This window comes from Endozoicomonas gorgoniicola, from assembly GCF_025562715.2.
Taxonomy (GTDB): Bacteria; Pseudomonadota; Gammaproteobacteria; order Pseudomonadales; family Endozoicomonadaceae; genus Endozoicomonas_A; species Endozoicomonas_A gorgoniicola.
Map to the genome: position 1 here is coordinate 1,208,090 of NZ_JAPFCC010000001.1, position 24,479 is coordinate 1,232,568.

At 51.8% G+C, this 24,479-nt stretch carries 31 protein-coding genes and 1 pseudogene; 5 read left to right on the forward strand and 27 right to left on the reverse strand.

Features of this window, described 5'->3' with window-relative positions; translation table 11 throughout:
- Window positions 1–42 precede the first annotated feature (42 nt).
- Entirely contained in the window at window positions 43–315 is a 273-nt protein-coding gene (locus tag NX722_RS05560) for a hypothetical protein (RefSeq protein ID WP_262567097.1), read from the forward strand.
- A 123-nt stretch (window positions 316–438) separates the two neighbouring features.
- Here the strand turns inward: NX722_RS05560 and NX722_RS05565 are convergent, their stop codons facing one another.
- The 7 genes from NX722_RS05565 to NX722_RS05595 all read right to left on the reverse strand — a co-directional run bounded on the left by NX722_RS05565 (window position 439) and on the right by NX722_RS05595 (window position 8,409).
- Window positions 439–690 carry a hypothetical protein gene (locus tag NX722_RS05565; protein WP_262567098.1) on the reverse strand — a complete coding sequence of 84 codons (252 nt, stop codon included), beginning with the start codon at window positions 688–690 and terminating at the stop codon, window positions 439–441.
- The gene (locus tag NX722_RS05570; RefSeq protein ID WP_262567099.1) at window positions 687–1,058 is read right to left on the reverse strand and encodes a hypothetical protein; all 372 of its coding nucleotides are present in this window, start codon (window positions 1,056–1,058) and stop codon (window positions 687–689) included. Before NX722_RS05570 ends, NX722_RS05565 begins: the two co-directional genes overlap by 4 nt.
- Window positions 1,059–1,066: 8 nt before the next feature.
- Window positions 1,067–2,452, reverse strand: a complete 1,386-nt coding sequence (locus tag NX722_RS05575; protein WP_262567100.1) for a tail fiber protein — start codon at window positions 2,450–2,452, stop codon at window positions 1,067–1,069.
- Complete coding sequence (locus NX722_RS05580) at window positions 2,452–6,804, reverse strand: phage tail protein (RefSeq protein ID WP_262567101.1); 4,353 nt, start codon at window positions 6,802–6,804, stop codon at window positions 2,452–2,454. Before NX722_RS05580 ends, NX722_RS05575 begins: the two co-directional genes overlap by 1 nt.
- Window positions 6,804–7,235 carry a DUF6950 family protein gene (locus tag NX722_RS05585; RefSeq protein WP_262567102.1) on the reverse strand — a complete coding sequence of 144 codons (432 nt, stop codon included), beginning with the start codon at window positions 7,233–7,235 and terminating at the stop codon, window positions 6,804–6,806. The genes NX722_RS05580 and NX722_RS05585 overlap by 1 nt, the downstream gene beginning before the upstream one ends.
- Complete coding sequence (locus NX722_RS05590) at window positions 7,232–7,720, reverse strand: hypothetical protein (protein ID WP_265442336.1); 489 nt, start codon at window positions 7,718–7,720, stop codon at window positions 7,232–7,234. The genes NX722_RS05585 and NX722_RS05590 overlap by 4 nt, the downstream gene beginning before the upstream one ends.
- A gap of 86 nt (window positions 7,721–7,806) precedes the next feature.
- Window positions 7,807–8,409 (reverse strand): hypothetical protein, encoded by a 603-nt coding sequence (locus tag NX722_RS05595; protein ID WP_262567104.1) that lies wholly within the window; start codon window positions 8,407–8,409, stop codon window positions 7,807–7,809.
- Between the two features lie 133 nt (window positions 8,410–8,542).
- On the opposite strand from NX722_RS05595, the gene NX722_RS05600 reads away from it, so the two are divergent.
- On the forward strand, window positions 8,543–9,079 hold the full coding sequence (locus tag NX722_RS05600) for a hypothetical protein (RefSeq protein WP_262567105.1): 537 nt from the start codon (window positions 8,543–8,545) through the stop codon (window positions 9,077–9,079).
- On the opposite strand, the gene NX722_RS05605 is transcribed toward NX722_RS05600, so the two are convergent.
- A complete protein-coding gene (locus tag NX722_RS05605) occupies window positions 9,080–11,422 on the reverse strand; it encodes a coiled-coil domain-containing protein (protein ID WP_262567106.1) in 2,343 nt (780 codons plus the stop codon). It lies immediately after the preceding gene.
- A gap of 366 nt (window positions 11,423–11,788) precedes the next feature.
- Between NX722_RS05605 and NX722_RS05610 the strand changes: the two genes are divergently transcribed.
- Window positions 11,789–13,012, forward strand: coding sequence for an IS110 family RNA-guided transposase (locus tag NX722_RS05610; RefSeq protein ID WP_262567107.1), 1,224 nt, complete (start codon window positions 11,789–11,791; stop codon window positions 13,010–13,012).
- A 77-nt stretch (window positions 13,013–13,089) separates the two neighbouring features.
- Here the strand turns inward: NX722_RS05610 and NX722_RS05615 are convergent, their stop codons facing one another.
- Genes NX722_RS05615 through NX722_RS05675 form a run of 13 tightly spaced genes read right to left on the reverse strand, consistent with a single transcriptional unit; the run spans window position 13,090 to window position 18,753 of the window.
- Window positions 13,090–13,281 carry a hypothetical protein gene (locus tag NX722_RS05615; RefSeq protein ID WP_262567108.1) on the reverse strand — a complete coding sequence of 64 codons (192 nt, stop codon included), beginning with the start codon at window positions 13,279–13,281 and terminating at the stop codon, window positions 13,090–13,092.
- Window positions 13,278–13,613 (reverse strand): hypothetical protein, encoded by a 336-nt coding sequence (locus tag NX722_RS05620; protein WP_262567109.1) that lies wholly within the window; start codon window positions 13,611–13,613, stop codon window positions 13,278–13,280. Before NX722_RS05620 ends, NX722_RS05615 begins: the two co-directional genes overlap by 4 nt.
- 27 nt (window positions 13,614–13,640) lie before the next feature.
- Complete coding sequence (locus NX722_RS05625) at window positions 13,641–14,075, reverse strand: phage tail tube protein (RefSeq protein WP_262567110.1); 435 nt, start codon at window positions 14,073–14,075, stop codon at window positions 13,641–13,643.
- Window positions 14,076–14,093: 18 nt separating this feature from the next.
- The gene (locus NX722_RS05630) at window positions 14,094–14,453 is read right to left on the reverse strand and encodes a DUF3168 domain-containing protein (protein ID WP_262567111.1); all 360 of its coding nucleotides are present in this window, start codon (window positions 14,451–14,453) and stop codon (window positions 14,094–14,096) included.
- Complete coding sequence (locus NX722_RS05635) at window positions 14,450–14,956, reverse strand: HK97 gp10 family phage protein (RefSeq protein WP_262567112.1); 507 nt, start codon at window positions 14,954–14,956, stop codon at window positions 14,450–14,452. The genes NX722_RS05630 and NX722_RS05635 overlap by 4 nt, the downstream gene beginning before the upstream one ends.
- Window positions 14,953–15,357, reverse strand: coding sequence for a head-tail adaptor protein (locus tag NX722_RS05640; RefSeq protein WP_262567113.1), 405 nt, complete (start codon window positions 15,355–15,357; stop codon window positions 14,953–14,955). The genes NX722_RS05635 and NX722_RS05640 overlap by 4 nt, the downstream gene beginning before the upstream one ends.
- 15 nt (window positions 15,358–15,372) lie before the next feature.
- The gene (locus NX722_RS05645; protein WP_262567114.1) at window positions 15,373–15,624 is read right to left on the reverse strand and encodes a hypothetical protein; all 252 of its coding nucleotides are present in this window, start codon (window positions 15,622–15,624) and stop codon (window positions 15,373–15,375) included.
- 20 nt (window positions 15,625–15,644) lie between these two features.
- The gene (locus NX722_RS05650) at window positions 15,645–16,100 is read right to left on the reverse strand and encodes a hypothetical protein (RefSeq protein WP_262567115.1); all 456 of its coding nucleotides are present in this window, start codon (window positions 16,098–16,100) and stop codon (window positions 15,645–15,647) included.
- Complete coding sequence (locus NX722_RS05655; RefSeq protein WP_262567116.1) at window positions 16,097–16,321, reverse strand: Acb2/Tad1 domain-containing protein; 225 nt, start codon at window positions 16,319–16,321, stop codon at window positions 16,097–16,099. The genes NX722_RS05650 and NX722_RS05655 overlap by 4 nt, the downstream gene beginning before the upstream one ends.
- A 26-nt stretch (window positions 16,322–16,347) precedes the next feature.
- A complete protein-coding gene (locus NX722_RS05660; protein WP_262567117.1) occupies window positions 16,348–16,674 on the reverse strand; it encodes a head-tail connector protein in 327 nt (108 codons plus the stop codon).
- Window positions 16,667–16,846 (reverse strand): hypothetical protein, encoded by a 180-nt coding sequence (locus NX722_RS05665; protein ID WP_262567118.1) that lies wholly within the window; start codon window positions 16,844–16,846, stop codon window positions 16,667–16,669. Before NX722_RS05665 ends, NX722_RS05660 begins: the two co-directional genes overlap by 8 nt.
- Complete coding sequence (locus NX722_RS05670; RefSeq protein WP_262567119.1) at window positions 16,843–18,144, reverse strand: phage major capsid protein; 1,302 nt, start codon at window positions 18,142–18,144, stop codon at window positions 16,843–16,845. The genes NX722_RS05665 and NX722_RS05670 overlap by 4 nt, the downstream gene beginning before the upstream one ends.
- A 42-nt stretch (window positions 18,145–18,186) precedes the next feature.
- Window positions 18,187–18,753: an HK97 family phage prohead protease gene (locus NX722_RS05675; RefSeq protein WP_262567120.1), complete on the reverse strand. Its 567-nt coding sequence runs from the start codon at window positions 18,751–18,753 to the stop codon at window positions 18,187–18,189.
- An 88-nt stretch (window positions 18,754–18,841) separates the two neighbouring features.
- Between NX722_RS05675 and NX722_RS05680 the strand changes: the two genes are divergently transcribed.
- Window positions 18,842–19,021, forward strand: a complete 180-nt coding sequence (locus NX722_RS05680; protein ID WP_262567121.1) for a hypothetical protein — start codon at window positions 18,842–18,844, stop codon at window positions 19,019–19,021.
- 194 nt (window positions 19,022–19,215) lie between these two features.
- The gene (locus NX722_RS05685) at window positions 19,216–19,431 is read left to right on the forward strand and encodes a hypothetical protein (protein ID WP_262567122.1); all 216 of its coding nucleotides are present in this window, start codon (window positions 19,216–19,218) and stop codon (window positions 19,429–19,431) included.
- Window positions 19,432–19,488: 57 nt separating this feature from the next.
- Here NX722_RS05685 and NX722_RS05690 read toward each other — a convergent pair whose 3' ends face one another.
- The 6 genes and pseudogenes from NX722_RS05690 to NX722_RS28780 all read right to left on the reverse strand — a co-directional run.
- A complete protein-coding gene (locus tag NX722_RS05690; protein WP_322740967.1) occupies window positions 19,489–20,007 on the reverse strand; it encodes a KilA-N domain-containing protein in 519 nt (172 codons plus the stop codon).
- Between the two features lie 151 nt (window positions 20,008–20,158).
- Window positions 20,159–21,388, reverse strand: coding sequence for a phage portal protein (locus NX722_RS05695; protein WP_262567123.1), 1,230 nt, complete (start codon window positions 21,386–21,388; stop codon window positions 20,159–20,161).
- 134 nt (window positions 21,389–21,522) lie between these two features.
- Window positions 21,523–23,199 (reverse strand): terminase large subunit, encoded by a 1,677-nt coding sequence (locus tag NX722_RS05700; RefSeq protein WP_262567124.1) that lies wholly within the window; start codon window positions 23,197–23,199, stop codon window positions 21,523–21,525.
- Window positions 23,199–23,717, reverse strand: coding sequence for a phage terminase small subunit P27 family (locus tag NX722_RS05705; RefSeq protein WP_262567125.1), 519 nt, complete (start codon window positions 23,715–23,717; stop codon window positions 23,199–23,201). Before NX722_RS05705 ends, NX722_RS05700 begins: the two co-directional genes overlap by 1 nt.
- Window positions 23,689–23,829, reverse strand: a complete 141-nt coding sequence (locus tag NX722_RS05710) for a hypothetical protein (RefSeq protein ID WP_262567126.1) — start codon at window positions 23,827–23,829, stop codon at window positions 23,689–23,691. The genes NX722_RS05705 and NX722_RS05710 overlap by 29 nt, the downstream gene beginning before the upstream one ends.
- A gap of 24 nt (window positions 23,830–23,853) precedes the next feature.
- Window positions 23,854–24,072: pseudogene (locus NX722_RS28780) on the reverse strand (DNA methyltransferase); the annotation flags it as partial.
- Between the last annotated feature and the right edge of the window lie 407 nt (window positions 24,073–24,479).

A 24,479-nucleotide genomic window follows, 5' to 3' on the forward strand; every position in this document is an offset into this window, starting at 1 on the left:
TGGAAAACTTTGTTATACGTAATTTGGCACAGAGTTAAAAGCATGAATACAAAAGAAAAATTCGAGCGAATACATATAGAAGAAATAGCAGCTATCCCTGAACAGACAGGAAGTTACGAATTACTTCAAGCGCATTACTGGCTAGTTGATAAAGACGGTCACGTCTTCATTAACAAAAGATCAAGAGCCAAAATGTGTAACAGAGACAAACGTGTAGCTGATGTTTTTATGGAAAGAAAAGCTGTGCCTGACGCCGTTTATGTTCAGTACATCCATCAAGCATGGATACCGCACAGTTGTAGTGATTACGTATAACCCGTATTAGACGGATCAAATCGGGATAATGCAAAAATGCGGATTATTTTGTACTTGTCCGTATAACACTTAAAATACCAAAATTACTTATACTCCCTGTCTAAAAGTCAGGGAGATACAGCTTCAACCCTGATCCAAAACCGGCAGCAGGTCCTTAAACGGTTCTTTTTCATAGGCGGCGTTTAACTGGTTAAGCGCATTTCGAAAACCTGCCAGGTTATCGACACCCAGCTCCTCCTTTGCCTGCTCGTCGTTCATTCCCTCGACAGCATTGACTGCACGGTTCAGTTTATAGCGGCTTTCCTGAGCGCTGTTGACTGCTTCAGCGACAATTTGCCCGATAGGGGTTGAGGTAGAATACGTAAAACGGCTCATGCCAGTTTCTCCATTACTAAACGGTTAATTTTTTCCTGCTGTGCCTGCTGTTTCTGTTGCTTCTGTTTATCCAGGCGGTTTAGTCGTGCTTCGCCATTTCCTAAATAAATCGCCTGTCGGTCGGCCTGTTCCTTTTCAGCGGTCTGTAATTCTGTCAAACGACGGTGTTCTTTTACTATCGGATCAACCCAGCCAGGCAGATCGTTAATGTCCTCATTTGGCAGGTTACTGTACTCAATATGCCCCCGGTCATTTTGCCACTGCAGGGCGTGCAGGTTACCAGGAACACCAAAATCCAGCAGGTTAAATGTCTGTGGATGCCGGTCAATCAGTGTCAGGTTGTCGGGCTTGACGATGGTCAGGTACATAGCGGCTCCTACAGTTTGATGATGTAAGCTAGGGCGTAATAGGGTGGCAGGGTGCTGACGGTATGGGTGTGGGCTCCGGCGCTGTGGGTGCTGGCGGAGTGGGTGTGTGCGCCGGTGCTGTTGGTGCTGGCGGAGTGGGTGTGGGGTCTGGAGCCACCAAAAGAAGAAGTAAGGGATGTTCTTCTGAAGTAATAAGTAGTGGCGGGAGTTTTAGCTTTATCATCACCTATGCCGTAAGGTTGGTTTGAAGCAACGGGTGCTTTATGCTGATGTTTTGGCATCTGACTTTCAGACAGCGTTGTATTAGCAACTGTCACCGAGTGACTATGCGCCCCAGCCGAATTAACCTTCACCGAATGACTGTGCGCCCCGGAGCTGCTGGTTCTTGCCGAGGTAGCGCCACCCGTCTTGCCGGGCGCGTAACCGGAGCCCGCCCCGACAATAAACCGGTTCCTCAGGTCAGGGACTGCTATGCCATTTTTGGTCTTGCCATTGCCATCGCACAGTTTCCAGCCATTCGGCACCTTATCGATAGTACCTGCCCACATCATGATACAGCCGGAAGGGACACCCGAGGCAATCGCCTCAGACTTGGCCTTGCGCACCGCGTTGGCCGTGGCCGCCTCTCTGGTACTGTTGCTGCCGGTGCTGTCGTTCATCTTTACAATGCCGGGCGCGCTGGTTGTCCCCGTTGGCAATTCTTCGGCATTGTGTTGGTGGGTTTTGTTGGCAAAGGCACTGTCTGCCTTGCCGTTCAGTAGCTTGCTGTTGGCAGCCTGCTCGCTCTTGCCCAGCTTCGCCATGTTCAGGTCATAGACGGCTTTTGAGCTGGCAAAGGCCTTGGCGTTTTTGCTGGTCGTGCTGTTGCTGATGGGGTAATCCGGCACCCTGCCCAGACCCACGTCGACCTTTGTGGTCGCCCTTGCCCGCAATCCTGAGTAATTGCCGGTTTGCAGGGCATAGCTGGCGGCAGGAACTTTACCCAGTCTGGCGCTGTCAGCGGCGATGCCTGTTTTTTCCAGCTTGTTGTTGTTCAGGGTGCTGACAGCCTTCGCCGTGGCAAACTTGCTGGCTGATTGATCGGTAATGGAGCTGGTCGCGGCAAAGTTTGGCACCCGGCCCAGCTTGACATCGTTTTTGGTGGGCCGGTTCTGGGCGTCGTACTGCTTGATCCATGCCGTGTTGTCGGCATTGCGCCGGTACAGTACCCATGGCTTTTTCGAAGTGTTTAGCCAAAGCCAGCCCGCCTGCGGGTTCTTCGGTTCGGTTGCCCCGGCGTTGGAGGACACCAGGGCGGCGATGATCGTGTTAAGCTCCGCCCTGAAAGGTGCGCCCGGCTGGTTGTCAAGATAGAAATCCGGCAACTGCTGAGCCGGTTTAATGTCATCTGTCATCACTGCTCACCATAGGACGTTGCCAGGTAGTCAAAGTTTGCCGCTATGCCGTCGCCGTTGCGGTTAAAGAACCGGACGGTAAAGCCTTTCTCATCGCTTTTAATAAAGTCCCAGTAATCACCGGTCTTGGCACCGTGCAGGGTGATGCCGATAACGGCAGGTGCTAGAAACGGGGTCTGATATTCCAGGGTCAGGCCATTGGCGGGGGCTTCAATGTTACGGGCGGTTTCACTACGATCCGGTACATCAGCCATTAATTTGAGGTTACTGACCGTCCCGGCGGCTGCTTTGGAGTCGGTCATTAATGAAATTCTCAGGCGGAACGCCCGCGCCCGGAACTCACCCACAAGAAACTGGGTCCAGTCAGACCACTCTACATCTGAGCCGTTCGGGTCATCCTCGGTGGAACTGACATGGTACTGTAGTGAAGTGCCGCCAGGCTCAACCCCGTCAAACATCGGCCAGTCGTCCATCGGCTGGGTGCGCTCGTCAATGGTATCGACCTCATACACAGAGCCGTCGCACTCAAGGTACAGACGCACCGTCAGCAACGCGCCCAGGTCCAGGGGCTGGTCCATGATATAAAACGGTGGGTCAGTATTACTATCGTCCTCCGCGAACGAGATAGAGCCGCCGGAGTCAATGACTGCCTTGTTTTTCTCACCGGGCCAGTCGTTGGGTTCTTCCCTTTCGACTACCCGGTTATAACCGAGCAGGTTACCCATAGTCGAGACAACACTGGCGGCGATCTTTGACCAGTAGCCATTGCCGTTAACCGCCTTGACAAAGTAAGTGCCTGACAACAGCGGGACACTAAAAAACGTGGTATTGCCTGGCAGCCGTTCGGTTAATGGAACCGAAGATTCCCACACCGCCGCTGGACCGATCAGGTAAGTATGGCGAACATGCACCGAGCCGCCGTTGATCACATCGGGGCTGCTAATCTGGCCCCAGGTCAACAGCGCCTGCTGGCTGCCCAATGCCCTGAGCTGGAGGTTTTCTACATCAGCAGGCGGCTGATTAAAGCCTTTGACCTGCACCCCGATCTGCGACCAGCCGGACTGGTCGGCATAGCTTAATGCCCGGACCCGGAAAAAATAATCACCGGCAGCCAGCCCGTTAATGGTCGCGGTCGCTGATGGTCCAGAGTACAAACCGCTCCAGATAGCCTCCTCCAGATTACGGTACTCCACATCATAATTCTGCGTCCGGCTGTCACCGGCTTCCCAGCGAAAGATAACCTGTGTCGTCAATCCTGTGCCGGTATCAACAAGGGACTCGCTGTAGCTCAAGTTTTTTGGACTGTTGAGGGAGCTGACGACAATGTCTGTACTGACCGGCGAACTTTTATCACTGCCCTGAAAACTGACTGCACTGACCAGCGCTTGATAACGACCAACAGGCAAATTGCCCACCGCATAACGGGTCGTTACCGTCTGAGTCGTAACTATTTCTGTCCCGTTGCTGTCCCTGATTTTGACAAGGTAGCCCGATACGCCCGCCGATGGGGAGGACTCCCATGTCAGGGAGCCATAACTGGCGGCGTTATCTGGTGTCTCGGTAAATTCCAGATCAGACGGGGGTTCCGGTGGCAATACATCCAGCGGCGTACTCACCCAAATGGAATCACTGAATGTTCCCAGGGAGCGAACATTGGCACTGTATAGACCTACAGGCAACAACGGTATTCGATAGTTATTACTGATCACCGTCGTTTCAATTACATTGTTACCGGCTTGGCGGATACGAACGGCAAAGCTGCCTGCCACTGCCGACCATGAAAAGTCGCCCTGATAGCTGGCGTCATTAGGCGGGTTGATAATCAGGTTTTCAGGAACGTCTACGCTTTCGGTGATGCGAATAGTGACGGTTTTCCAGCCAGACGTCGCTTGTCGCCAGACCGACCTGACTCGTCCAATGTAAGTGTCCGGCACAAGGGCTGGCAGCAGCTGGAAGTTGCCTGAATCTGTCGCGGCAAACAGCCGCTGGCTCTCCTTCAGAACCTCAATCTCATGGAACTCAGTCCGGCGGTCTGCCGGTGTCCAGGTTAACACCCCAGAGGATGAAGGATTGTCCGGCGAAGGCTTGTACTTCAGGTCTTTGGGTGGCAGCAGGCTGTTGACCACGGCATTGACGCTGGCCCAGCCTGACTCACTGGCACCCGCCACCGAGCGCACCCGCAGCTGGTAATTGCCGGGGGGCTGCCAGTCGAGGTACAGCTCCCTCTGCGTGGTGCCCTCGCTGTGCATGAGCTTTGAGCCCTGCAGCACCTGCACAATAAAGTTGACGCCGGAGCCTTCCCAGCTCAGCCGCCCCCAGTAGGTCGGGCTGTCTACGGGCTTAAACGACAGGTTTTTGGGCTGTTCCGCCACATACACGCTGAAAGACTGGCTCCGCCAGCCGCTGAACGTGTTCATGGGCGTCCTTGCCCGCACCCGAACCTGGTAGTCACCGGCAACCAGCCCTTCCAGCCAGCGGCTTTTAGCCAGTCCGGTTCCGGCACTGAGCCATTTATTGTTACCCAGCCGTGTTTCGCATTCATACTGGACACTGTCAGCCGGGTACTGGTTGTCGCCGGTTGTTTGCCAGACCACGTAAGCCCTGCAGGGATAGACGCTGTTGTCGGTCTCTGGCACCGAGACCGAGGTAACCGTGACCTCGGGGATGGTGACAAAGAAAAAGACCGCCACCGGCACTGACACCGTGCCGAAGGTGTTGACCGCCCGCACCTGCGCCATGTGCCGGTCTTGCTCCGGCAGCTGGAAGATACAGCGGGGCTCGCGGCTGGTGTACTCGGCGCTGATGTTGCCGGGCTTTGGCTCGTCGCCACGGAATACCTGTATCCGGTACTCACGGATCGCGCCGGGGTAGCGATGGCTCCAGTCGAGTCGGCTCTCCCAGACGTTATTTACCTGCCGCTCGGAATAGCGCAGGCCGTCAACCGGCAGGCACTCACGGGGGTTGGGCAGTATCGTGTCAGGCGGCGGAACAGGCGTCTTGCCGATATAGTCATTCCATAGCTCGGGATAGTCCTGACGCAGGACAAGGTTCACACCCTTGTCATGGGTAAACTCCCAGCCTTCAACAGTGAACTCTGTATTGTCATAGCCCAGAACTTTTGCATCCAGACGGATGTTCCTGCCCAGCCCGCACTCATAGCCCCTGAAATTGCATGGCACTGTAACAGTACTGAGCCTTGATCGGTTCATGTGCAGGCTGGCAAGGCGCTGTGCCTGGTAGGTGCTGTGTACCATCTCAAGGTCAAAGTCGGTGTTCAGCTCTTCGCCATCCTGCTTGATATACTCTTCCGACCTGACCTCTGGAAAATCAACGGTCTGGTAATTAAAGTCAGGATTAACATGGGTTCCACTAACAACATTGCTTAGCTCTTTGCGCTCTGGCATAGGCTGGACGACAATGTCGCCAATAATATCATTGGTAGTCAGGACAAAGTCTGGCGGCCCGTTATAGGCACCAGCCCTTAGCCCAAACTGGCCATCGACATATTCAAGAGACCCGGCGCAGGTCTGAACAATATTTTCAATGACACTGCGATGACTTTCGCTGTAGTCCCAGCAACCATTGCAACCATAACGTGGCTCAGGTTTGCCATTCGATCCGATGACCGTTTCATTACAGATGGCTATGGCCTGGTCAAACAGGTCACGGTTGATCTCGTCGTTGTCCGCCTCAAGCACGTCACGCAGGTAACGCTCCAAAGCAACAGCACTGTTCATCAATACAGGCTTTTTCTCTTCCCTGTCCTCAAAGCCCTCGCTATCGAGCAGGAACTTGAAGTTCGGCAGGCCGTTTGGAAACAGGTTCCTGTCAAACTTTAAGTGCAGGTGGGCAAAGCAGATGCCCTTGCCGACCATATCATCCTGCCAGCTGTAGCAGTCTTTCAATCGCTTCTCAATGTCATTAATACTGGTCTGACTGCCATCGTACACCCGAACATAAACCTTGCCATTATGGCTGCTGCCCTGCGGCACCTCTACGTCGTCCATCATGATCCGGTGGCATTTCCTGATCACCGGCTTGCCAGCCTTTGCGGCGTGGCCGCACAAGGCCAGGCAGAGATGCAGTTGCGAGCCACTCTTGATCTCCTCGGCAAAGAAGATGGTTCCGGAAATCTCACTCCTGCCCAGCAACCCGACCAGCGGCCCGTTACTGGATCGGACCATCTGCTTGCGGTCGCTGGGAGAAGTCCCCTGACTCTTGCCTTTTAATTTGCTTAGGTCGCGCCCTACCTTCACGCCGTAGGCGACCATCGCGCCAATGGCGACAACGGCGGCATTGGAGGCCACCCAACCTGCGGCAGCAACAACGGCACCGACGACGGCGGAAACCATTACTCAACCCTCCAGGCTTTGACCGCACTGGACAACGGTAAGGTCCGCAGCCCGCCATCACCGGGCGTAACCACCCACAGCCTGCTGCCGAAACTAAGTGCGCAGGCGTGACGCGCTTGCGGCAACTCTGCCGCAGGGTTGGCCTCGAACAAACAGACGTCGCCGCGCTGAATTTGCCTCACCTCAATCTCGTCAAAACACTTTGACCAGGCTCCGGCAATGGTGCCGTCCCCGTAATCTTTCAATGCCTGCCACGCACCCGGCTCGTCATCGTACCGGCCCCGGTAAGGTTCAGCCGGGTCAGTGCCGCAGGTCAGCACCGCCGCATCGGCACAAAACAGGCAGCAGTCATGCTCGCCCCAGACAAAGGGGCGGTGCCTGCGTTCTTCGATAAAATGGGCCAGGTCAACGTGCCAGTTGTGGTTCCTCACAGGGAGTCCCTCAAACGTGTTGCCTGTTTGTCAGAGCCCCAGTAGATGGGCCACTCCGCCATGACCGAGACATAGCGAAAAATCCGGTCGCCGCTGTGCCGCACCTGTTGGCTCTCATCATTAAAGCGGTCGGGCCGTTTCTTGTCCCAGTCCTCCAGCCGGTTGCTGACCACCACTTCAATCCGGTTGCTCTCACCGACGCTGACCTTTGCGTCAACAATGCTGCCTTTCCAGATGACCTGTGTCGCCATCGGCTGGTGCTGCTCATTCAGGGCAACCAGCCAGACAGTGACAGGCCGACCGTGATACTTCGCCCGTAGCGCCTCGCCACGGACGCTGTCATCAAACGAGGACAAACCCAGCGTCAGGCGGGTCGGGCTGTCGCCGGACTGTTGCTTGATACCGCTGATGGAGCCGATGTTACCTACGCCCTGAAACCGTTTATTATTTAGGTACAGATCCCCGACTCCGGTATGCGCCCGCATATCTTCATCCGGCCACTGAATCTCGGCGGCGACGACGGGTCGCACCACGTCGCTTGCCAACGCTTTCTTCATTGCCTCGTTAAACATCAGAACAGGGCCTCGGTAAAGTTCAGGGTCAAACTGCCAAACATCGGCTTTCGTTTTGAGCGGAGTTGATCATCATTGTCGAGCCGCATCAGGCAGTAAGCCTGACGCACGACAACCGGCGCACTGTTAGCAGGCGCTTGACGCAGGGGCGGCTCAAAATACAGGTCGGCGCGACCATCAATGTCAGACCGTGCGTCGGCAATCAGGCGCTTTAGTTCATCATTGACGGTGAAATAGTCACCCGTCACCAGAAACAGTTTTTCAGGCTCGCAGCCGATCACCCGTAACACACTGCCGGTCTGCCTGTCGCCATCGACTACTGGCTTGCCCGCACCTGCGCCGGACGGCTCGTTAAATACCGGATCGCCAATTTTGACCCGGTTAGCGGCACCGCGCAGCTGCAGCAGAAAGATCTCCATCGTTTTTTGCTGGGTGCGGGTAAGATTGCGAAAAGACAGCTGCGCTTTCCAGACACAACCCGGGTATTCCAGCACCTGGGCGGCACGAGTAAAGGGTGATTGAAAGGTTTTGGTATGCCATTGCGGCCAGAACTCCGCCTCGTTGGGCTCGAGGGACTCAGGCCATACAGGAATGTTTGCCATAAATTGATCTGGTGCAAGTGATTTTTTAAACGACAAAGGTATAATGCAGTGGCGGCTAGGGTAGCGCCCGAAGCGACAGGGTACACCGACCTGTCTGCCGCTTTTGTCTGTCGGTGGTGTTTGCGGTGAAACGATGCTAAAAAAGTTAGTGCCTGTCTTGTTGTCTGTTTTTGTGCTGACCGGATGTTCCAGCTTTGTAAAAGTGGATCATTTTGGTGGATTGAAAGCCTTTGAAAAAGCCTATGCTGATCCTGAAGTGCCGATCCTGATAGGTGAATTTGGAACACTGAGTCCTAATTCAGCAGGCGGGGTAAATGTCCAGATTCAGGTACTAAATACCTCGCCTAAGACGATTAAATACATTACGTACTGGCTGACTGCGTATAACAGGGTGGGTGATAGTGTTCCCGATAAAATAACTAAACGATCAACAAAAAGAGTTGACTATACCGGCCCCTTAGATCCAGGCGCTACCAATGCACAAAAAGAACTGTATGGTCGAAACACCACAACAGATTATTGGGAAAATATCTGGTATAACAGCTCTATAAGGTGCGCCACCATGGACAAAGTCGAAATAACTTACATGGACAACACCGAAATACAAATTAGAGACACAGCGCCATTATTGACTCGTGAAGGCAAGTGCCGAAATTTTCGCTATAACTGATCACCCGTTCATGGCCCGACGTACCGGGCCATTAACCTTTCCGTCCTGAACCAGCCGGTTGAATACTTCATCAATCACCTTTTCTGCAAACGCCAGATCCTCATTCTGGCTGGCTCCTGCTTCCACCACAACGGTGGGTGAATACACGACGGATTCAGTGGACTTCTGGTTATCCATAAATTTCATCAAATCCTGATTTTGCCTGGCAGACAATACCCTCTCGTTTTTTTCCAGCAGCCAGCTTCCCTCACTGGGAATCTCAGAAATGCCAGAATGTGCAATGCCCGACAGACCGGCTGCGGCAGTGGCTGCTAGCGCCATAGGTGTCGTCAACCCAATGGCGGTTGCAGCGGCTGCCGGTGCCAAACCAGGACCAATAATAGGAATAGCTGCCGTGCTGGCAAATGCGTTCAGTCCGGCTAATTGAACTTTGGAATATGCATCACCCGTAACAGTTTTAACCATACTTTTTTCTTTGTTTTTCAGTATTGTATTTTCCAGCAACCAGATGACCAGTTGTTGTGCGGCAATTTTCACCAATGCAGAAATCATTGATTTAGCAAAGCCCGCCGCTATCTGATCCATAGAGTCGCTAAAATTTTTACCTTCAACAATGGCCGATCCGACAGCGTCGCCAAAGTCACTTGTAAATTTATCAAAAGTATTAAACCAGAGCGTTGAAAAATCTTGCGTTGAACTTTCAATGTCGTCATGAAAACTTTGCCAAAAACCTTTATTTTCTTCTTTTAATGCTTCTAGTGAATTTTTCCGCTTTTCATCAGCTTCCTGAATATACGCATCCTGCAATTGCTTTAAGGTTTCAAACCCTGCAGCACGTATCTCCGTTTCGGTTAGCACAAGGTTTCTAATCTTTTCAATCTGGTTTTGGTAGGCCCGTTCAATCACTTGTCCCTGATAACCCAGTGACTGCTGTAAAGCATCAAGACTTTGTATCTTGGCACTAGCTTCTGCTTCTTTAAGTTCGTTTAATTGCTTATTTTTTAATGCTTTAGCATCTTCCAGGTAAGCCGCCCTCAATTCTGTCAGAGTATCAAACCCAGTTGCCTGCAACTGTGTCTCAGTCAGCACCAGATTATTAATCTTTTTTACCCGATTTTTATAAGAAAGATTTATTAGTTCTTCTTCGGTGGCAAGCTGTTTGTCAAGACTATCAAGAATGCGTTGGTTGGCGGCAATGATTTTGTTGGCTGCATCAGTAGTTGACTGGCCATCACCCGATTTGTTTTTGGAAATGTCTGGTAATTTTGGCAGTTTGGGTGGTTGTGGTTCAGACGGAACCCCCATGGCCCTGTTTTTTAATAACTGAACTGCCTCAATTTGCTGCTTAACTTTTTCAAGCTCTTCCCGCACCTGGGATTTTGAACCACCCTGACCGCCAAACAAAGCATCCCAGATATTGGCATACCCATACTCAGAGGGCATATTTTTTAATGTTTCTTTTAAATCCTGCTCGGTTTCAGTAAGTTCAATCAGTTTATTGTTTAGCCCTTCTATGGTTTTTGGTTCATCTCGAAAGCTATCAAAAAACATACCCCAGTACACCACGGCATCGGCAATCTGTTTGGTCAGCCATTGCAGCTGGTCAGAGGCTCCGACTACGGCAGTGGCAAAACTGGATTGCAGGGTGTTGCTGACCTTGTTCAGCTCACGATTCATTTGGTTGAGGTTGCCAATATCCTGTTTCGACAGGACAATATTCAGGTCGTTCGCTTCTTGGGTCAGTTCATGGTATTTTTGCCCACTATCCTCAAGCAACGGAATCAGCAAACCGGCATTGTCAGCAATGGCCGTTAAGTAAAAAATCTGTTCCCTCATGGGTACATTGGCTTTGTCCATCGCCTGCTTGACCGCGATCAGCACGTCAGGACCAGACAAACCCTGCAGCGCTTTAGCCGTCAAGCCTACCTGTGGGGCCACCTGCTCAAAAAAGTCCTTGAACCCGCCTCCGCCCGTAGCAGTAAAGTCGCCCAGCTTATCGGCAACATCCTTGCTGATGTCACCCAGCTCCTCCATGCTGATGCCGTATTGCTCGACGGCATAAGCTGATGCCTGAAACTCTTCCACTGACTGTCCGGCAATCCGGGACCAGTTCTCAATTTCACGGGCGTCGGCCATTGCCCGGTTGGTCTGGGAGATGACAGCAGACAGACCCAGATAGCCTGCCGCCAGTCCAGCCAGTTTGCCCGACAGGTTATTCATGGAACGGCTGACATCCCGGGCAAATTTACTGGTTTGCCGGTTGGCTTTTTTTAGTTCCTCAACATATTTTGACGATTCAGCGATCAGGTCGATGACTAATGAGCCAACCCGGGTAATTGCCATTTATCGTCTCCTGCTTGCATGAAATAAAACGTTGTGAAGGTGAATGCACCAGAATTCACACAGCGTCGCCTGTTTTTTAACCTAAACGTTCATGGCCGGTAACTGGCCACCCCGAAGCATGAAAATATTGAAGCCTTCATCCAGACTTGGAGTGGGCGGCAAGGCCTGATCATGGTCGACAAATTTTTCAGAGGCTTTTGACCCTGAACCTAAACTGACCTGGACGGATCGCTCGTACCCCTAATCGTTTCCCGCCTTACGACGTTGAACGGATAGTAAAAAGACCTCTGCTGATCCTCGGCTTATGGCCCACGATCAATCCATCAGACCTTGCCATCTTCCATGATCCATAGGGAGATTAGTCTGATGCAGTCAATTTTGAAATGTTGTGCTGGCCTCGATGTTCACAAGATGATGGTCATGGCGACTGTTCAGACCGAAGATGAAAACGGCGAAATCAAAGAGATCACTCAGTCGTTCAAGACGTATCGACGTGAACGCAGGAAGCTTCGCGACTTCCTGGTGAAACATCAGGTTGAGCTCGTAGTCATGGAAAGCACTGGCGTTTACTGGAAATGCGTTCACGAAACTCTGATTAAAGCAGGCCTCAAGGTCTGGGTTGTCAATGCCCGTCACGTCAAGAATGTGCCCGGTCGCAAGACCGATGTCCAAGACAGTCAGTGGCTGGCAACACTGGGTCGGTGTGGTTTGCTTCGCCCCAGCTTTGTACCGCCTCCTGATATCGAGCAGCTGAGGTTGCTGTTTCGCCGTCGTCAGAAACTGGTGGGGCAGCTTGCCGGTGAAAAGACTCGTCTGCATAAAGTTCTGGACGATGCCGGTATCCGTCTCGGTGGTGTAGTGAGTGACATACATGGCAAGTCCGCACAGGAAATGGTTCAGGGACTGATTGACGGCCTGCCTCCGCAAGAGCTGGTTAAGTTTGCGCGCGGCAAGCTGAAGAGCAAAACCAAAGAGCTATTCGACAGCATGGAGGGCTCCCTGTCTTCAGCACACCTTACAGTGCTTAAGAGCATCCGGAAACATATTCAGTATCTGGATGATGAGGTTGCCGAATTGGATGCGGGAATTCGCAATATTGTACAAACTCAGTACCGGGAACCCTGGCAGCTATTGCAAACCCTTCCGGGAGTTAATGAGATCTCAGCAGCAGGGTTGATTGCTGAGATCGGTGATGATATGAGAGCCTTTGGCAGCCGGGAGTCTCTGGCATCTTGGGCAGGCCTCTGTCCGGGCAACAATGAAAGCGCCGGTAAGCGTAAGAGTGGTAAAACTCGTAAGGGCAACCAGTCCTTACGACGGCTGATGTGTGAGATCAGTCAGGCAGCTGTAAAGACCAAAAGTCAGTTTAAGGGCAAGCATCAGAGCCTGACCATTCGCCGAGGATATAAGCGCAGCATCATTGCCATCGGACATAAAATGTTGCGGGTGATTTACTGCATCCTCACCAGGCTTACGCCCTACAAGGATCCAGAGATTGATTACGAAGCACTGACGGTTCACAGGAATGCACCGCGCTGGTTACAGATGCTCCAGAAATATAATTATCTGCCAGCTTTAACTAAAGAATAAAAGCTCATCAGAGGCTGCGAGTAAGAACCTTGCCTGTCGGTGAGGATGGAGTGCTTTGCGAGTTCGGAGCACTATTTTCATAGTAAAACCTTACGAAGCTGGGCGTATTGCTGGTCAGCGGTCAGTGGGGGTGGTGATTTATCCAGACTGAGGTAGGCTATCCATTCGGTGAACTCCCGGCATCCCATGTTTTTTTCAAGCCAGCCTACGGTGATGTGAAGTCGGGAGGCCAGGTCAAACAGGAACTGCCGAACAGGGCTGGCGTTCATGGCTTTTTTGTTTCGTCCAGATCGTCGGGACCCAGTCGGGAGAATTTCAGGGCCTCGTAATAGATGGCCATCATGGCACTGGCACCAAATCTCTCCCGCAACTGTTTCAGTTCGTCCGGCTCGGGCGGTCTTCCCAACAGAGAATGCGCCACCACACAAACAATGCTTTTCATGATTGAGCCAACGTTGTCGTCTTCCTGCTGTCCGACATATTGCACGTCCTCAATCACGGACAGGGGCAGTTCATGCAGGGTCACGTCGCGCCCGTCATCAAGGGTAAAGTTGCAGGTTTTTAGGGGTGGTTTATCAATAAGTTGTTCAAAGTTAAGCATCAGGAAACCTTGGCTTTTTTTTGTGGATTAAGAGGTTTTAGTGGTCCAACTGACATCTCCGGACTGTTTGCCATAGACCGTCCATTGCAACGTTTCAGTGCCTTGGGGTTTGTTGATTTGCCAGCCGCTGAGCGCCAATACAAAAGCACCTGTCCGGCCATTGCTGAGTTCCGCTTTCATATTTACAGTAGCGTTGTCGCTGGCCAGTTTTAAAAACTTTTCCTGATTGGCGTTACCAGGAACGTCGTTGCCGACAATTTCCTTGTCTGGCGGAGTTTTCAGACCCGATATGAAGGTCCGTGTGGTGGCACTTAACGGGGTGGTTTCAACAAACTCACCCTGGACACCAATGGAACCAATAGCGGTGACTTCATTAAGTTCTAAATAAGTGCCTTTTTTATTAGGGTCTTCAAATGACAGTACAGTACCGGCAGCAATTAAAGCCGTGGTTTTAGCAGCCATGGAACTATCCTCAGTCGTTTAGTGATAAATTACAAAACTTAAAATCTGCCGGTGCAGACAGGGTTGATCCTCAAAGCCGTCCTGCCGGTTTTCCAGCAGACACAATTGAATGGGGTAATCTCCCAACGAGCCTCGATGCTGATGCAGGGCATTAATGACACTAGTGGCAAGTTGTTTGACCTGAATATATTTTCGGGAATAGCAGTCGATTTGATAACGGGAAGCGCAGACATTGTCCACGATGGAGAGAGAGGTTTCGACCGGGCTGGAAATCAGCGTATAGACGACCGCTGGCAGGCGTTCCCCGCGCAGCTGGCCATAGATGGAGGCGTTCAGGTGTTTTTTCAGATGGTCAAACAGACCTTGCTCAAGAATCATCGGTTCATTCGTTTTCTGGCTGACGCCAGACGTTTTGCCAAAATTCCGGAAAAGTTGTTTAGCAGGCCACGCCAATGGGCATCAAAGGCAGGTCGGATAAAGGGTTGCGGTGCTATGGTAAACGGGTGCCTGGGGCCATAGTCAGTGCCGTATTCCACGAAATGGGTGTAGGGGGCAAAGCCACCAATACGAATTTTTACCAGGCCACTTCCGCTGATGTTACGGTTGCCATGTCCGGTTTTGTTAATGTAGGAACGTCGACGGATTTTGTGTTTTAAAAATCCGGGGCGTATCTCAACAGTTCCTTTTTTGCTTTTTCGTTTTCTGGGCTTGCCAGCAGAAATCGGAGCCGTGCGCTGGATTTGCCGAAACAGGGGCAGGCTGGTACTCATCATGGCTGAACGCAGCACTTTTGCACCGGCAATACTGCCGGGTCCACTTAGTTCGCGCAGTTGCTTCTCCAGTTCTTTTAGACCGGAAAGGTTGACGTTTAGCTGAATCATGTCAGTTCCGGCAGCACCAGATTTGCAGCCTGGTGCAGGGGTTGTTCAGTATCTTTATGTTCAAAACGAACGTCGTCGGTATCACTGGTGGCAATAATCTTTAACCATCGGTTGCGCATATCAATGTTAAGTTTTCCAATGACGTTTAATTTTTGGTTTTTGTGCCATAACCGCCAGTGATTGTTTAAATCATCAAACAGATGTTCGTAACGGATGACCACTATAATATCAAGCTGGCCTATAAAACCCTGGGCGGCAAAAATTTCTTTTACGGTAGCAGGTCGTATTTCAGCATCACGCCAGCCAACGTCTTTATAGTCGGGTAGATCATCGGTGACGCTGTCGACAATAGCAACGGGCTTTTGAATCAGGATTCTGTGGCGCAATCTGCCTGCTTTCATGGTGTTTTGTCCTGTTTAGTATTCCTGATTTTTATGGCCATCATGATCAGCATGGCCATCCCTCAACCTGTTTCTTATGATGAATATTTCCTGCTGCATTGAATCCAGTCGCCTGTCGATTGCCACCTGTTTCTGATCATTCAATTTACCGTACAGCAATTCCTTGCTTTCAATATCTCCCGCCAGGTCGTTAACCTTGCCCTCAAGCCGTATACCCCAGGCCACCATGGTAATAACAAACCCCAACATTGTAATGATTGTTGTCAAATCAACATCATCCTTTATTTTCATGGGCTGTCACCGAAATAGTGTCTCCAGGCATCGCTATAGTTTTTTGGGGTTGCTTTTCCATAGCGTGTATTCCAGTAAGTCTTGGCGTACTGGCCAAGAGCGTCAATATTGTCGAAATCCGGCAAGGGTTCGGGGATGCGCAATAAAAAGGCACGTCCCATCGCTGCCGCAAAACCCGGGTCAAATATTAATCGCATCGGGCTACACGGCAACTCATCAGACAAGTTTGGGAAACGACGCTGGCAATAAGTGACCAGATCACGAAACGTGCGCGGCTCCATCTGGAACAGGGACAAGGCTGGCCCCCTGACCTGCTTTGAATAAGTAAACCCGCCGGATTCATGGGCGGCAATCATACATAGCAACCTTATAGCAGACTCACTGGTGGGAAGCCCATAACGACCCAGTGCCTCCTCAATCATCTGGCGGCAGGCCTTGCCCTCTTCGGTCATTTTCTGTCAGGCTTTGTGATTGACTTGACTGCCCACATAACCCCCTCCTCAAAAGCGGTCATGGCCAGCGCAGTACAACGGTCATCCTTTCCATAAAAATGAACAAGGTCGATTAATTCAACCGCAAGACTCTTAATCTCGGTGACACGAGTATCCCCACTGGGATTAAAATCAATCCTGACACGGTGTTCACCTTCTGTAATGGGCTTTTTTTCTTTCAACTTATAAGCTGCTTTGCCAGTCCGCATCAGGTGTCTCCAAGGTGGTAGATAACATAAGGCTCCCAGAGCCGTTTCGTGGCCTCGGGCATTTCCGACAGCGCACGTTCTACTGCATTCTCACGGTATTCATACCATTGCCCGACCAGTAACAGCAGGCCGTGGCAGATGTCCATGCGCAGGGGGATGTCATCAAACTCGAGGGTGTCGGGGTCAGTGCCGGTCAGGCGCAGGGTTCTGCCGGTAAAGGTGTTAAACCGGCTCACGGCGGCCTCAACCAGATATTTCAGGTAGTCGTCCTCATCATCCCGTTCGCTGCGGATGTGTTTTTTCACCAGCGGCAAGAGCTTATCCATAGCGCCGGGTCTCCGCAGGCCTGATAACCTTCCGCCTGGGCGCGTCCGGCTCAGGCACGGCGATTTTGTCATGCACCATGCGCCCGCCCTCCAGCGGGCTGACTTCCAGCACTTTTCCCTGTTGATAAAGCTGGTCTTCATAGATGACCGGCACCCTCAGGCGGACTTTCATTTTGGTGCCTTCTTCATCTTCAGGGTTTTGACAGCCTCGCTATCCATGAGGTTCGAGTCAGTACGCATAAAGGCAAGAAAACCAATCTGGCCATAATCGATGTATTTCTCAACCATGCGATGCAGGGTAAAACCAAGCACGTCCCGGATAACAAACTCACTCAGGTCGCCGTAAGCCATCGTCACCACATCAGACGCCGGATCAGGGCAGCCCTGGTCGATGACAAACGGGTCGCCGTCAATCAAGGCAGGCGTCCCATCGGCCATGGAGGGCTTCCACAACGGACGATTGTTGTCGTCCAGCATTTCCTTGAGCTGCAACAGCACCTTGTCATTGAACAACCAACGACAGCTGGCCATGTTCCGGTAGGCGGGATCAATAGAATGTTTAAGGTGCAGCAGGTCTTTGTAGTTAATGTCTGTCGGACTTGAAGATGTGTGGCCCACACTGGCGGCAGGCAGCAAGCCCTGCGGCTGTCCACTGCCCGTGCCGGTGGCATAGTGCCTGGCGGTAATTCTGCCAAGGCGCTGCCCAAACTTGCGTGTTATAAAGCTGTCCAGGGCAAAAGCGTTGTCCTGCAACAGCTCAATGCTGACCCTGATTACCTTACTGGAATATTTGTAGGCTCCCAGCGCCTTTTGCCCGAACACCAAATCGCCTTCATCGACTTTGGCATGCTCTGCCACAATCTCGCCTTCGTTGCCGGTGTCGTCGTTGGTGGGCCAGTTAATGACCTCTCCGGCTGTTGTGTTCATAACCGTAGCAAACTGACGTATGCCGCCGTATGCCTGCATGGTTTCAATAATTCGGTTGGACAGTGTCGTGGGGATCAGATAGCCGCCACTGCTGCTTGGTACAACACCTTGCGCCCTCTCTTCTTTGACATAATGATCACGCAGAATCTGTCGTTGGTTCTGATCAAGGTCAAGCATGCCAGGTTGCCCGGAGCGTAACAGGGCCATAAAGGCGTCGGTGTACTGCTGCGCCTCATCCGCCCGCTGGTCTTTCGAGGGTTTCTTCAGCATCACGGGGTTGCCGAAGTCGTCCAGCTCATACTCCCGCGTCTCGGCGGGCAGCGGGTTTAAAGGCACCTCAACTGACCGGCGATGCTCTATCGCCTCTTTCAAGTCAGCAATACGCTGGTCCATCGCTTCCAGCTCGGTACGCATGGTGTTCCACTGGCCGCGCTCATCGCTGGATATGCCGCGATCCTCTTTTTCGGCTACCTCAACCAGCTTTGCCATTTTGTCAGCTATGGTTGCCCGCTTTTCCTGCAGGCGTTTCAGTTCGTCGCTCATGGTGAACGTTCCTTTTATTGGTGGTAGAAATGCCTGCAGGTGTCAGGCGTGTTGAATCAGGTACAGTCGGAATTTGTCCCGCTCAAGGGTCTGTCGGGTTAGCGTATTCCTGTATTGCTGGCAGCTTCTGGCCGCAACACTGGTGTCCGGATAAGCCGGGTAAGTGACCGGGGATATATCGTAGAGTCGCCGGAACTTCTTAACAGTACGGATCACCCGACCGTCCTTGTCCTCGTCCCAGCTGTCGTCCTCCACCCAGAAAGCAAAGCTGCTCTGCGTGACGTCACCTCGCTCAATGCTTTTAATCAAATCTCGGGCGTACTGGGTGTCAGGCGGGTCAATCCGATAACGCAGGCCGGTGTCATCCAGGGACAGCTGCAGGGTATCCGCTGTCGTCCTGCCTAAAATCAGGTGCGGCTCATGGTTGAACAACGCCCGGACGTCGTCCTGCATCACCTGGTCAAAAGCACCGGGCGCTATCTGCTCACGAAAGCCACCGAGGTTTTCCGACAAGCTGTTGAACATGGCGGCGTAGCCACTGATGCGCTGCTCGCCGTCATCGTCCCGCAGCTCGATGGTGCCGAGGCGGGACTCTCGATTTTCTTTCATAAAAAAGCCTTAATCCGGTAAAAAAACGTTCAATAATAAATATACCAATGGTATAATGTAACCATGCTTTCAAGGACAAGGAGTAACGATGACCGAGAAAGAAAAAGCCGAGATCACTAAGCTGGAGGCTGAAGCCAGAAAGCTGAACGCCGAAGCGGACGAGATCAAAGGTAAGGAGCTAAGGCGATGGTTAATATGGTTCTCAATCATTGCCGCAGGACAAACCGCAGCACCGAGTATTTTCAAGGAATTAATTAAAATGATTTAAACAAAACCCGCTCTTCTGAGCGGGACTTAACAGAATGTTGACAAAACTATCCCTTTGGGATATTGTAAGACTGTATTTAAGGAGTTACTTATGAACAAGCAAAGCGCAGACCGCACTATGAAACCAGAAACCCTGTTTTACATTGGACTGACAATTTCTCTGGCTTGTCTGGCCGTAGGTTACTGGATCGCACTATGACACCAAAGGCATTTAGCGACGCACTCGAACGTCTGGGTGTACCCAAGCAAAAGGAGGCGGCTGCATTTCTTCGTGTAGCTCAGTCAAAAGTTTCGGACTACAGAAGCGGAAAGCGCACGGTGCCTGGCTATATAGAGGCCGGTCTGCAGGCTCATTTATTGCTTTCTCCCGAGCAACTCGCCACCCTGCGGCAACTCAGAGGCGTAGACTAGATACTTCTTGTCTTTGAAAGTTAAAAACAAGGTGGACTTTTGTCCACCATCTTTGGCTTAAACCAAGTCTTCCAGTTCCAACTGCATTTGAAATTCTTGCAGTAACTGTTTGTGTCGCTCTTTTAGCTCTAATATTTCTTTCCTCCGCTCTGACAAACCTTTACCGTGAAAACTTCCTAACTTCTTTGAAAAGCGTTCTGCAATCACATAATCATGCAGGGCTTGCCAGCCTTTTTTATGTTTCAGTTCACCTGAGAAGTATTTGTCCAGAACCGTATAGGCACCAACTTCAAAATCAGGATCTATCCAACCCGCATATTTATAAGCCAATAGCTTGTATGCCCATGTCCCTGCTGACTTTCCACCCTTTACTATCTTCAAAACCGGATATCCGGTTTTGACTTCCAGTGACTTGATAAAACCTTTTGTAGAGTCATTATTTACAAACTTTCCAGCAAGATTTTTGGACTTTCCTCCACTGGCCTTCCACATGTCCGTCAGTGATACAAACCCGTCATCATTAACACGAACAGTTTGACCACACAGTTCAAGATTTTTTATTACATCTACTCTTATTCCCCATGTTCAAAAAGTAAAAGCCATCCATGGCGACCCATGTTTCACTTTGGGTTGTTAGTCAAAAAAAATTACTCAGCCCCTGCCGTTTTTCTGGCAGATAAAAAACACCCCTAGCAACCATGTTCGCCAAGGGCTTTTAGTAATCGGGTTATTCGGTGTCGGGCGTGGGTTCGTCTTCGGTAGCGTTCTGGCCGCTACCCATATTCAGCGGTTGCAGGTATTCATCCAGACCGTCAATCCGGTTCAGGTCTTCCAGCTCCCTGACCTCATTACGGGACAGCCAGCCATACTCTATCGCTGTCTTGTAATAGTCTTTCCGTTCGGTCAGTGTGCCACGCAGCAGCCCCTGCAAATTGAACTTCACAAAATAGGTGTTGCTGTCAGGGAACAGCTTCCGGTTAAGTTCCTGCTCCCATCGGACAATCCATGGGGTCATGGTGTAGCGCAGGAAACCAAGGTAAAGCTCGCTGATATTGTTAAAGGTGGCTTTATCAAGGTCGTTGATCATATGGCTGGGGACATTATAAATACGTCCGATCTCAGCTATCTGAAATTTTCGGGTTTGTAAAAACTGGGCGTCTTCCGGATTAATGCCAATTTTCTGGAACTCCATGCCTTCTTCAAGCACGGCGACGTTATGGGCGTTCTCCAGACCGCTGTATAAGTCTTTCCATTGCTTTCTCAGTCTCTCGACCGGACTTGGGTCATCCGGATTTTCTGCTTTCCGCTTTAACCGACCAGGGTGCTTCAGGACACCCGCCACTAATGAACCACTGCCAAACAATTTAGCGCCGAACTTCTGGGCAGACTGAGCCAGCCCGATGGCCTCCCTGTGCAGGGAAACCGGCGAGAGTCCGACCAGTCCGTCAAACCCTAAAGCCGGTATATGCAGAATATCTTCCGGTTCTGCCTCCAGGGGTATCTCATTGATTTGTGTCTGGTACCTCAACTGGTTATCAATGGCCTGCGGATAAGTCCGGTCAGGTAACAGCGGCACTAAAGCCCGAGGCTCACCCATCTGGTTGCGAACAATATAGCTGTAACCATTGCCCCAGCCCACACAATGACTCATGACGGTATTACGCCAGTTGAATGAAGTCATCCATCGGTTCGGGGTGTTATGCAGAATGTTATACAAAGGGTGGTTAACAGCCAGTTCGCTACCTTCAGACGTCCTGCGCCTTACGTTCAGCGGCAACTGTGCCAGGGTTTCCGACAGCAGCCGTATGCAGGCATAGACCGCTGACATTTGCAGGGCTGAATGCTGGTTTACCTGTACGCCGCTGTCGTTGGGCATCAAAACATCGAAGCCAGAACTGCTTGGTTGTGGCGGTGGCGTCTCAGCGGGTTTTGCCCGAAACAGGCTATCTATGATCATGGCGTTTACAGGCGTAGCTTAACAAGGAGGCGTAACTCATCAACATCAGCCCGGCAACAATAAGTACCGCCCAAAGGCTCCAGGCAAGCCAGAGGCCGGTCAAGAACAAAGCTGCGCCAGTGACGCCAAGCAGGTCACATAACCAGAAGGTCTTCTTCGTCATAGACTGAGTCGTTTTCAATTTGTAACAGGGCGCGGTTCATCCCCATAAACAGGGCCACCGGACCGTCAATCTTGCAGTCATCATTCAGTTTGTTCGGAAACACATTGTCGTTCTTGTCCACCCGGGCGTTGACGTTTGACATCATCCACGCCATAACGGGACTGTGTTCATGGTGGATGCGGTGGTCTATCATCACGGCGTCGGTTTCTTTCATCGCCTCACTGAAGTTTTTAACAGACTGCTGTACCTGGACAATGGTAAAACCGTCTTCCTGCAGCTGGGTTGCCATCTGGGTTGCGCCCCAGGGGTCAAAAGCAATCTCGGCGGCGTCGTAATGCTGCGCCCAGTCTTTGGCATCCTTATAAATGACGCTGTAATCAATGATCTGTCCCGGCGTCAGGGTCAGCCAGCCATCCTTTGCCCATTGCTGGTAGAGCTTCTGGATGTGGTGCGCCTTGCCGGACTTCAGCGGGTCAAGTACCGCTTCGGGCAGGTAGAACTTCACCTTCAGGTGGTAATGCCGGTTGTCATCTGGGAACAGACCGACCAGTGCCGTAATATCGCGCTTACTGGACAGGTCAATGGCAAGGTAACAGGGCAGGCTTTTAAGCCTTGGGTCAGGTGCCAGTTCCGGGCAGAGCCGCCAGTGTTCCATATTAAAGTAGGCGGTCTCACCCTCGCACCAAATGTCCAGCCGCTTTCGTTTAAACTCGCTGGCGGCACTGGGCGTTTGCCGGGCTTTCTGACACAATCGGCGCATATCGTATATTTTGACCGATATGCCGAGATTGGGGTTAGCCTGAACCCATAGTGTTTCGTTTGTCCATTCTTCCGGGTCGTCCAGGGTGTAGATCATCCCGAAACAGCTGTCGTCCTCAAACACACCCTCAAGGACTTTGGTCAGGTAGTCCCGCACTTCATAACAGATGCCGGTCCGGTCATCGCCTGCAGTGGTGATGACCAGCAGCAGCGGCTGGCTGCGGGAAGCCATTGACAGCTCGAGTACGTCATAGACCCGGCGGTTCTTATGGGCATGAAGTTCGTCAATAAGCGCAGCATGGCTGTTCTTTCCCTCCAGTGTGTCGCTGTCCGACGCCAGTGGCTTGAAGGCGCTGCTGGAGCCTTCATGGCAGACGCTATGGTTGTATGCCTGGATATGGTTCTTCAGCTTGCTGTTGCGGGTCATATCGCGGGCCGTGTCAAACACAATACGCGCCTGGTCGCGGCTGGTCGCGGCACTGTAGACCTCGGCACCAGGCTCATCGTCCCATCGGGTCATGTACAGCCCCAGGGGCGCGATAAAAGTACTCTTGCCGTTCTTTCTTCCGACTTCTATATAGGCGCTGCGAAACCGTCGTCTTCCGGTGTCCGCCCAGACCCAGCCGTACAGGTTGATGACTATAAACACCTGCCAGTCTGACGGGGTAATGGGCTGGCCAGCCCACTCGCCCTTGATGTGCGGTACATGGTCAAAGAAGTCCAGAACGTCCTGCGCCTTGTCAACATCAAACACCAGGCCGCGTTCGTGGCCGTGTTCCATATCATCAAGGAACCGGCGACAGGCAAGGCGTACCCACTTGCAGGCGGGAATGGTTTCACTGGTTACATCCAGTGCATATTCGTAACCAGCCTGCCAGTTAACAGCCATCAGACACCCTCACGCGCCATCCTTCTTCTCTTCTGCCAGTCCTCAAACTCATCCTGTGGCTTGTCGGTATCAGCACGGATACGGGAACGGCTGGACGGGGTCATGCCAAATTCACACAACATTTGTTTCATCTGCTCGGACAGCTTCAGGCTTGCCTTGAAATAAGGGGACAGTACCGGAACGGTCATGGGGCGGCCTTCACTGGTCTTGCGGTCGGCATAGCGGGGATCGGCAATCACCATGCCTTTCTTCTTGATCATTTCACCCGCCTCAACCCACTGGGCATACAGCTCACAGTAAACTGCCAGGGCATCCTGGTCCATGTTGGTCAGTACGCCACATTCCTCCAGCTCCTTGGTAATACTCCGCCAGTGCTTGCGAGCCAAATCGGAAAGCGCTCTGGGAGCCAATGGCCGTTTGGCTTTTTCCGGTCTCGGTTCCTGGCTGTTGACACGGCAGGGCTGGGCAGTGCCTCTGATAACTTTGAGGTTAGTGGGGATCGGTTTTCTGCCTTTCATGTTTCACTTCTTCAAACGTTTTCCCGGTTGAGCTATGGACTGCCTGCTGGTCGGCGTACTGCTGCCAGCGGTTAATGATCACATCACAGAACCGGGGGTCTATCTCAATCATGCGACAGCGTCGACCTGATTTTTCACAGGCTATCAGTGTGGATCCTGAACCCCCAAAAGGGTCATAGACAATGTCACCTTCTTTACTGCTGTTGGTGATGCAGCGCAGGGACAGTTCAACGGGTTTCTGGGTGGGGTGTACGTAGTCTTTTGACAGGTCGCGGTGTATCTGGAAGACGTCGGAGCAGTTGTCGGCTTTCCTGCCACCATGCCAGAACCTCTTCCCCCCCCATTTCCCTTCCATCCAAAGAAAATCAGCTCGTACTGGCTGTGGTAGTTGGCATTGCGCATCAGGATGTTTTCTTTTACCCAGACAATAATCTTCGCTTCCTTGTGCAGGTGCAGGTTAAACAGGGAAAAATACATAGGGCAGTTAAGGCAGCCACCACACATATAAATCCGTGCGTTCTCATTCAGCACATGCTCAACCGAAACATGGAAACTGACCGGAATCACCGACTGCGTAATATCACCCACAATCGAATCCTGCTTTGTAGAGATGTAATTCACCCCATACGGCGGATCGGTAAACATCATCTCCGCCCGTTCTTCCTTTATATAGTCACGGACTTCATCTCGCAGGGTAGCGTCACCGCAGAACAGACGGTGTTCTCCCAGTTGCCAGACATCGCCCCATTGTGACACCAGCGG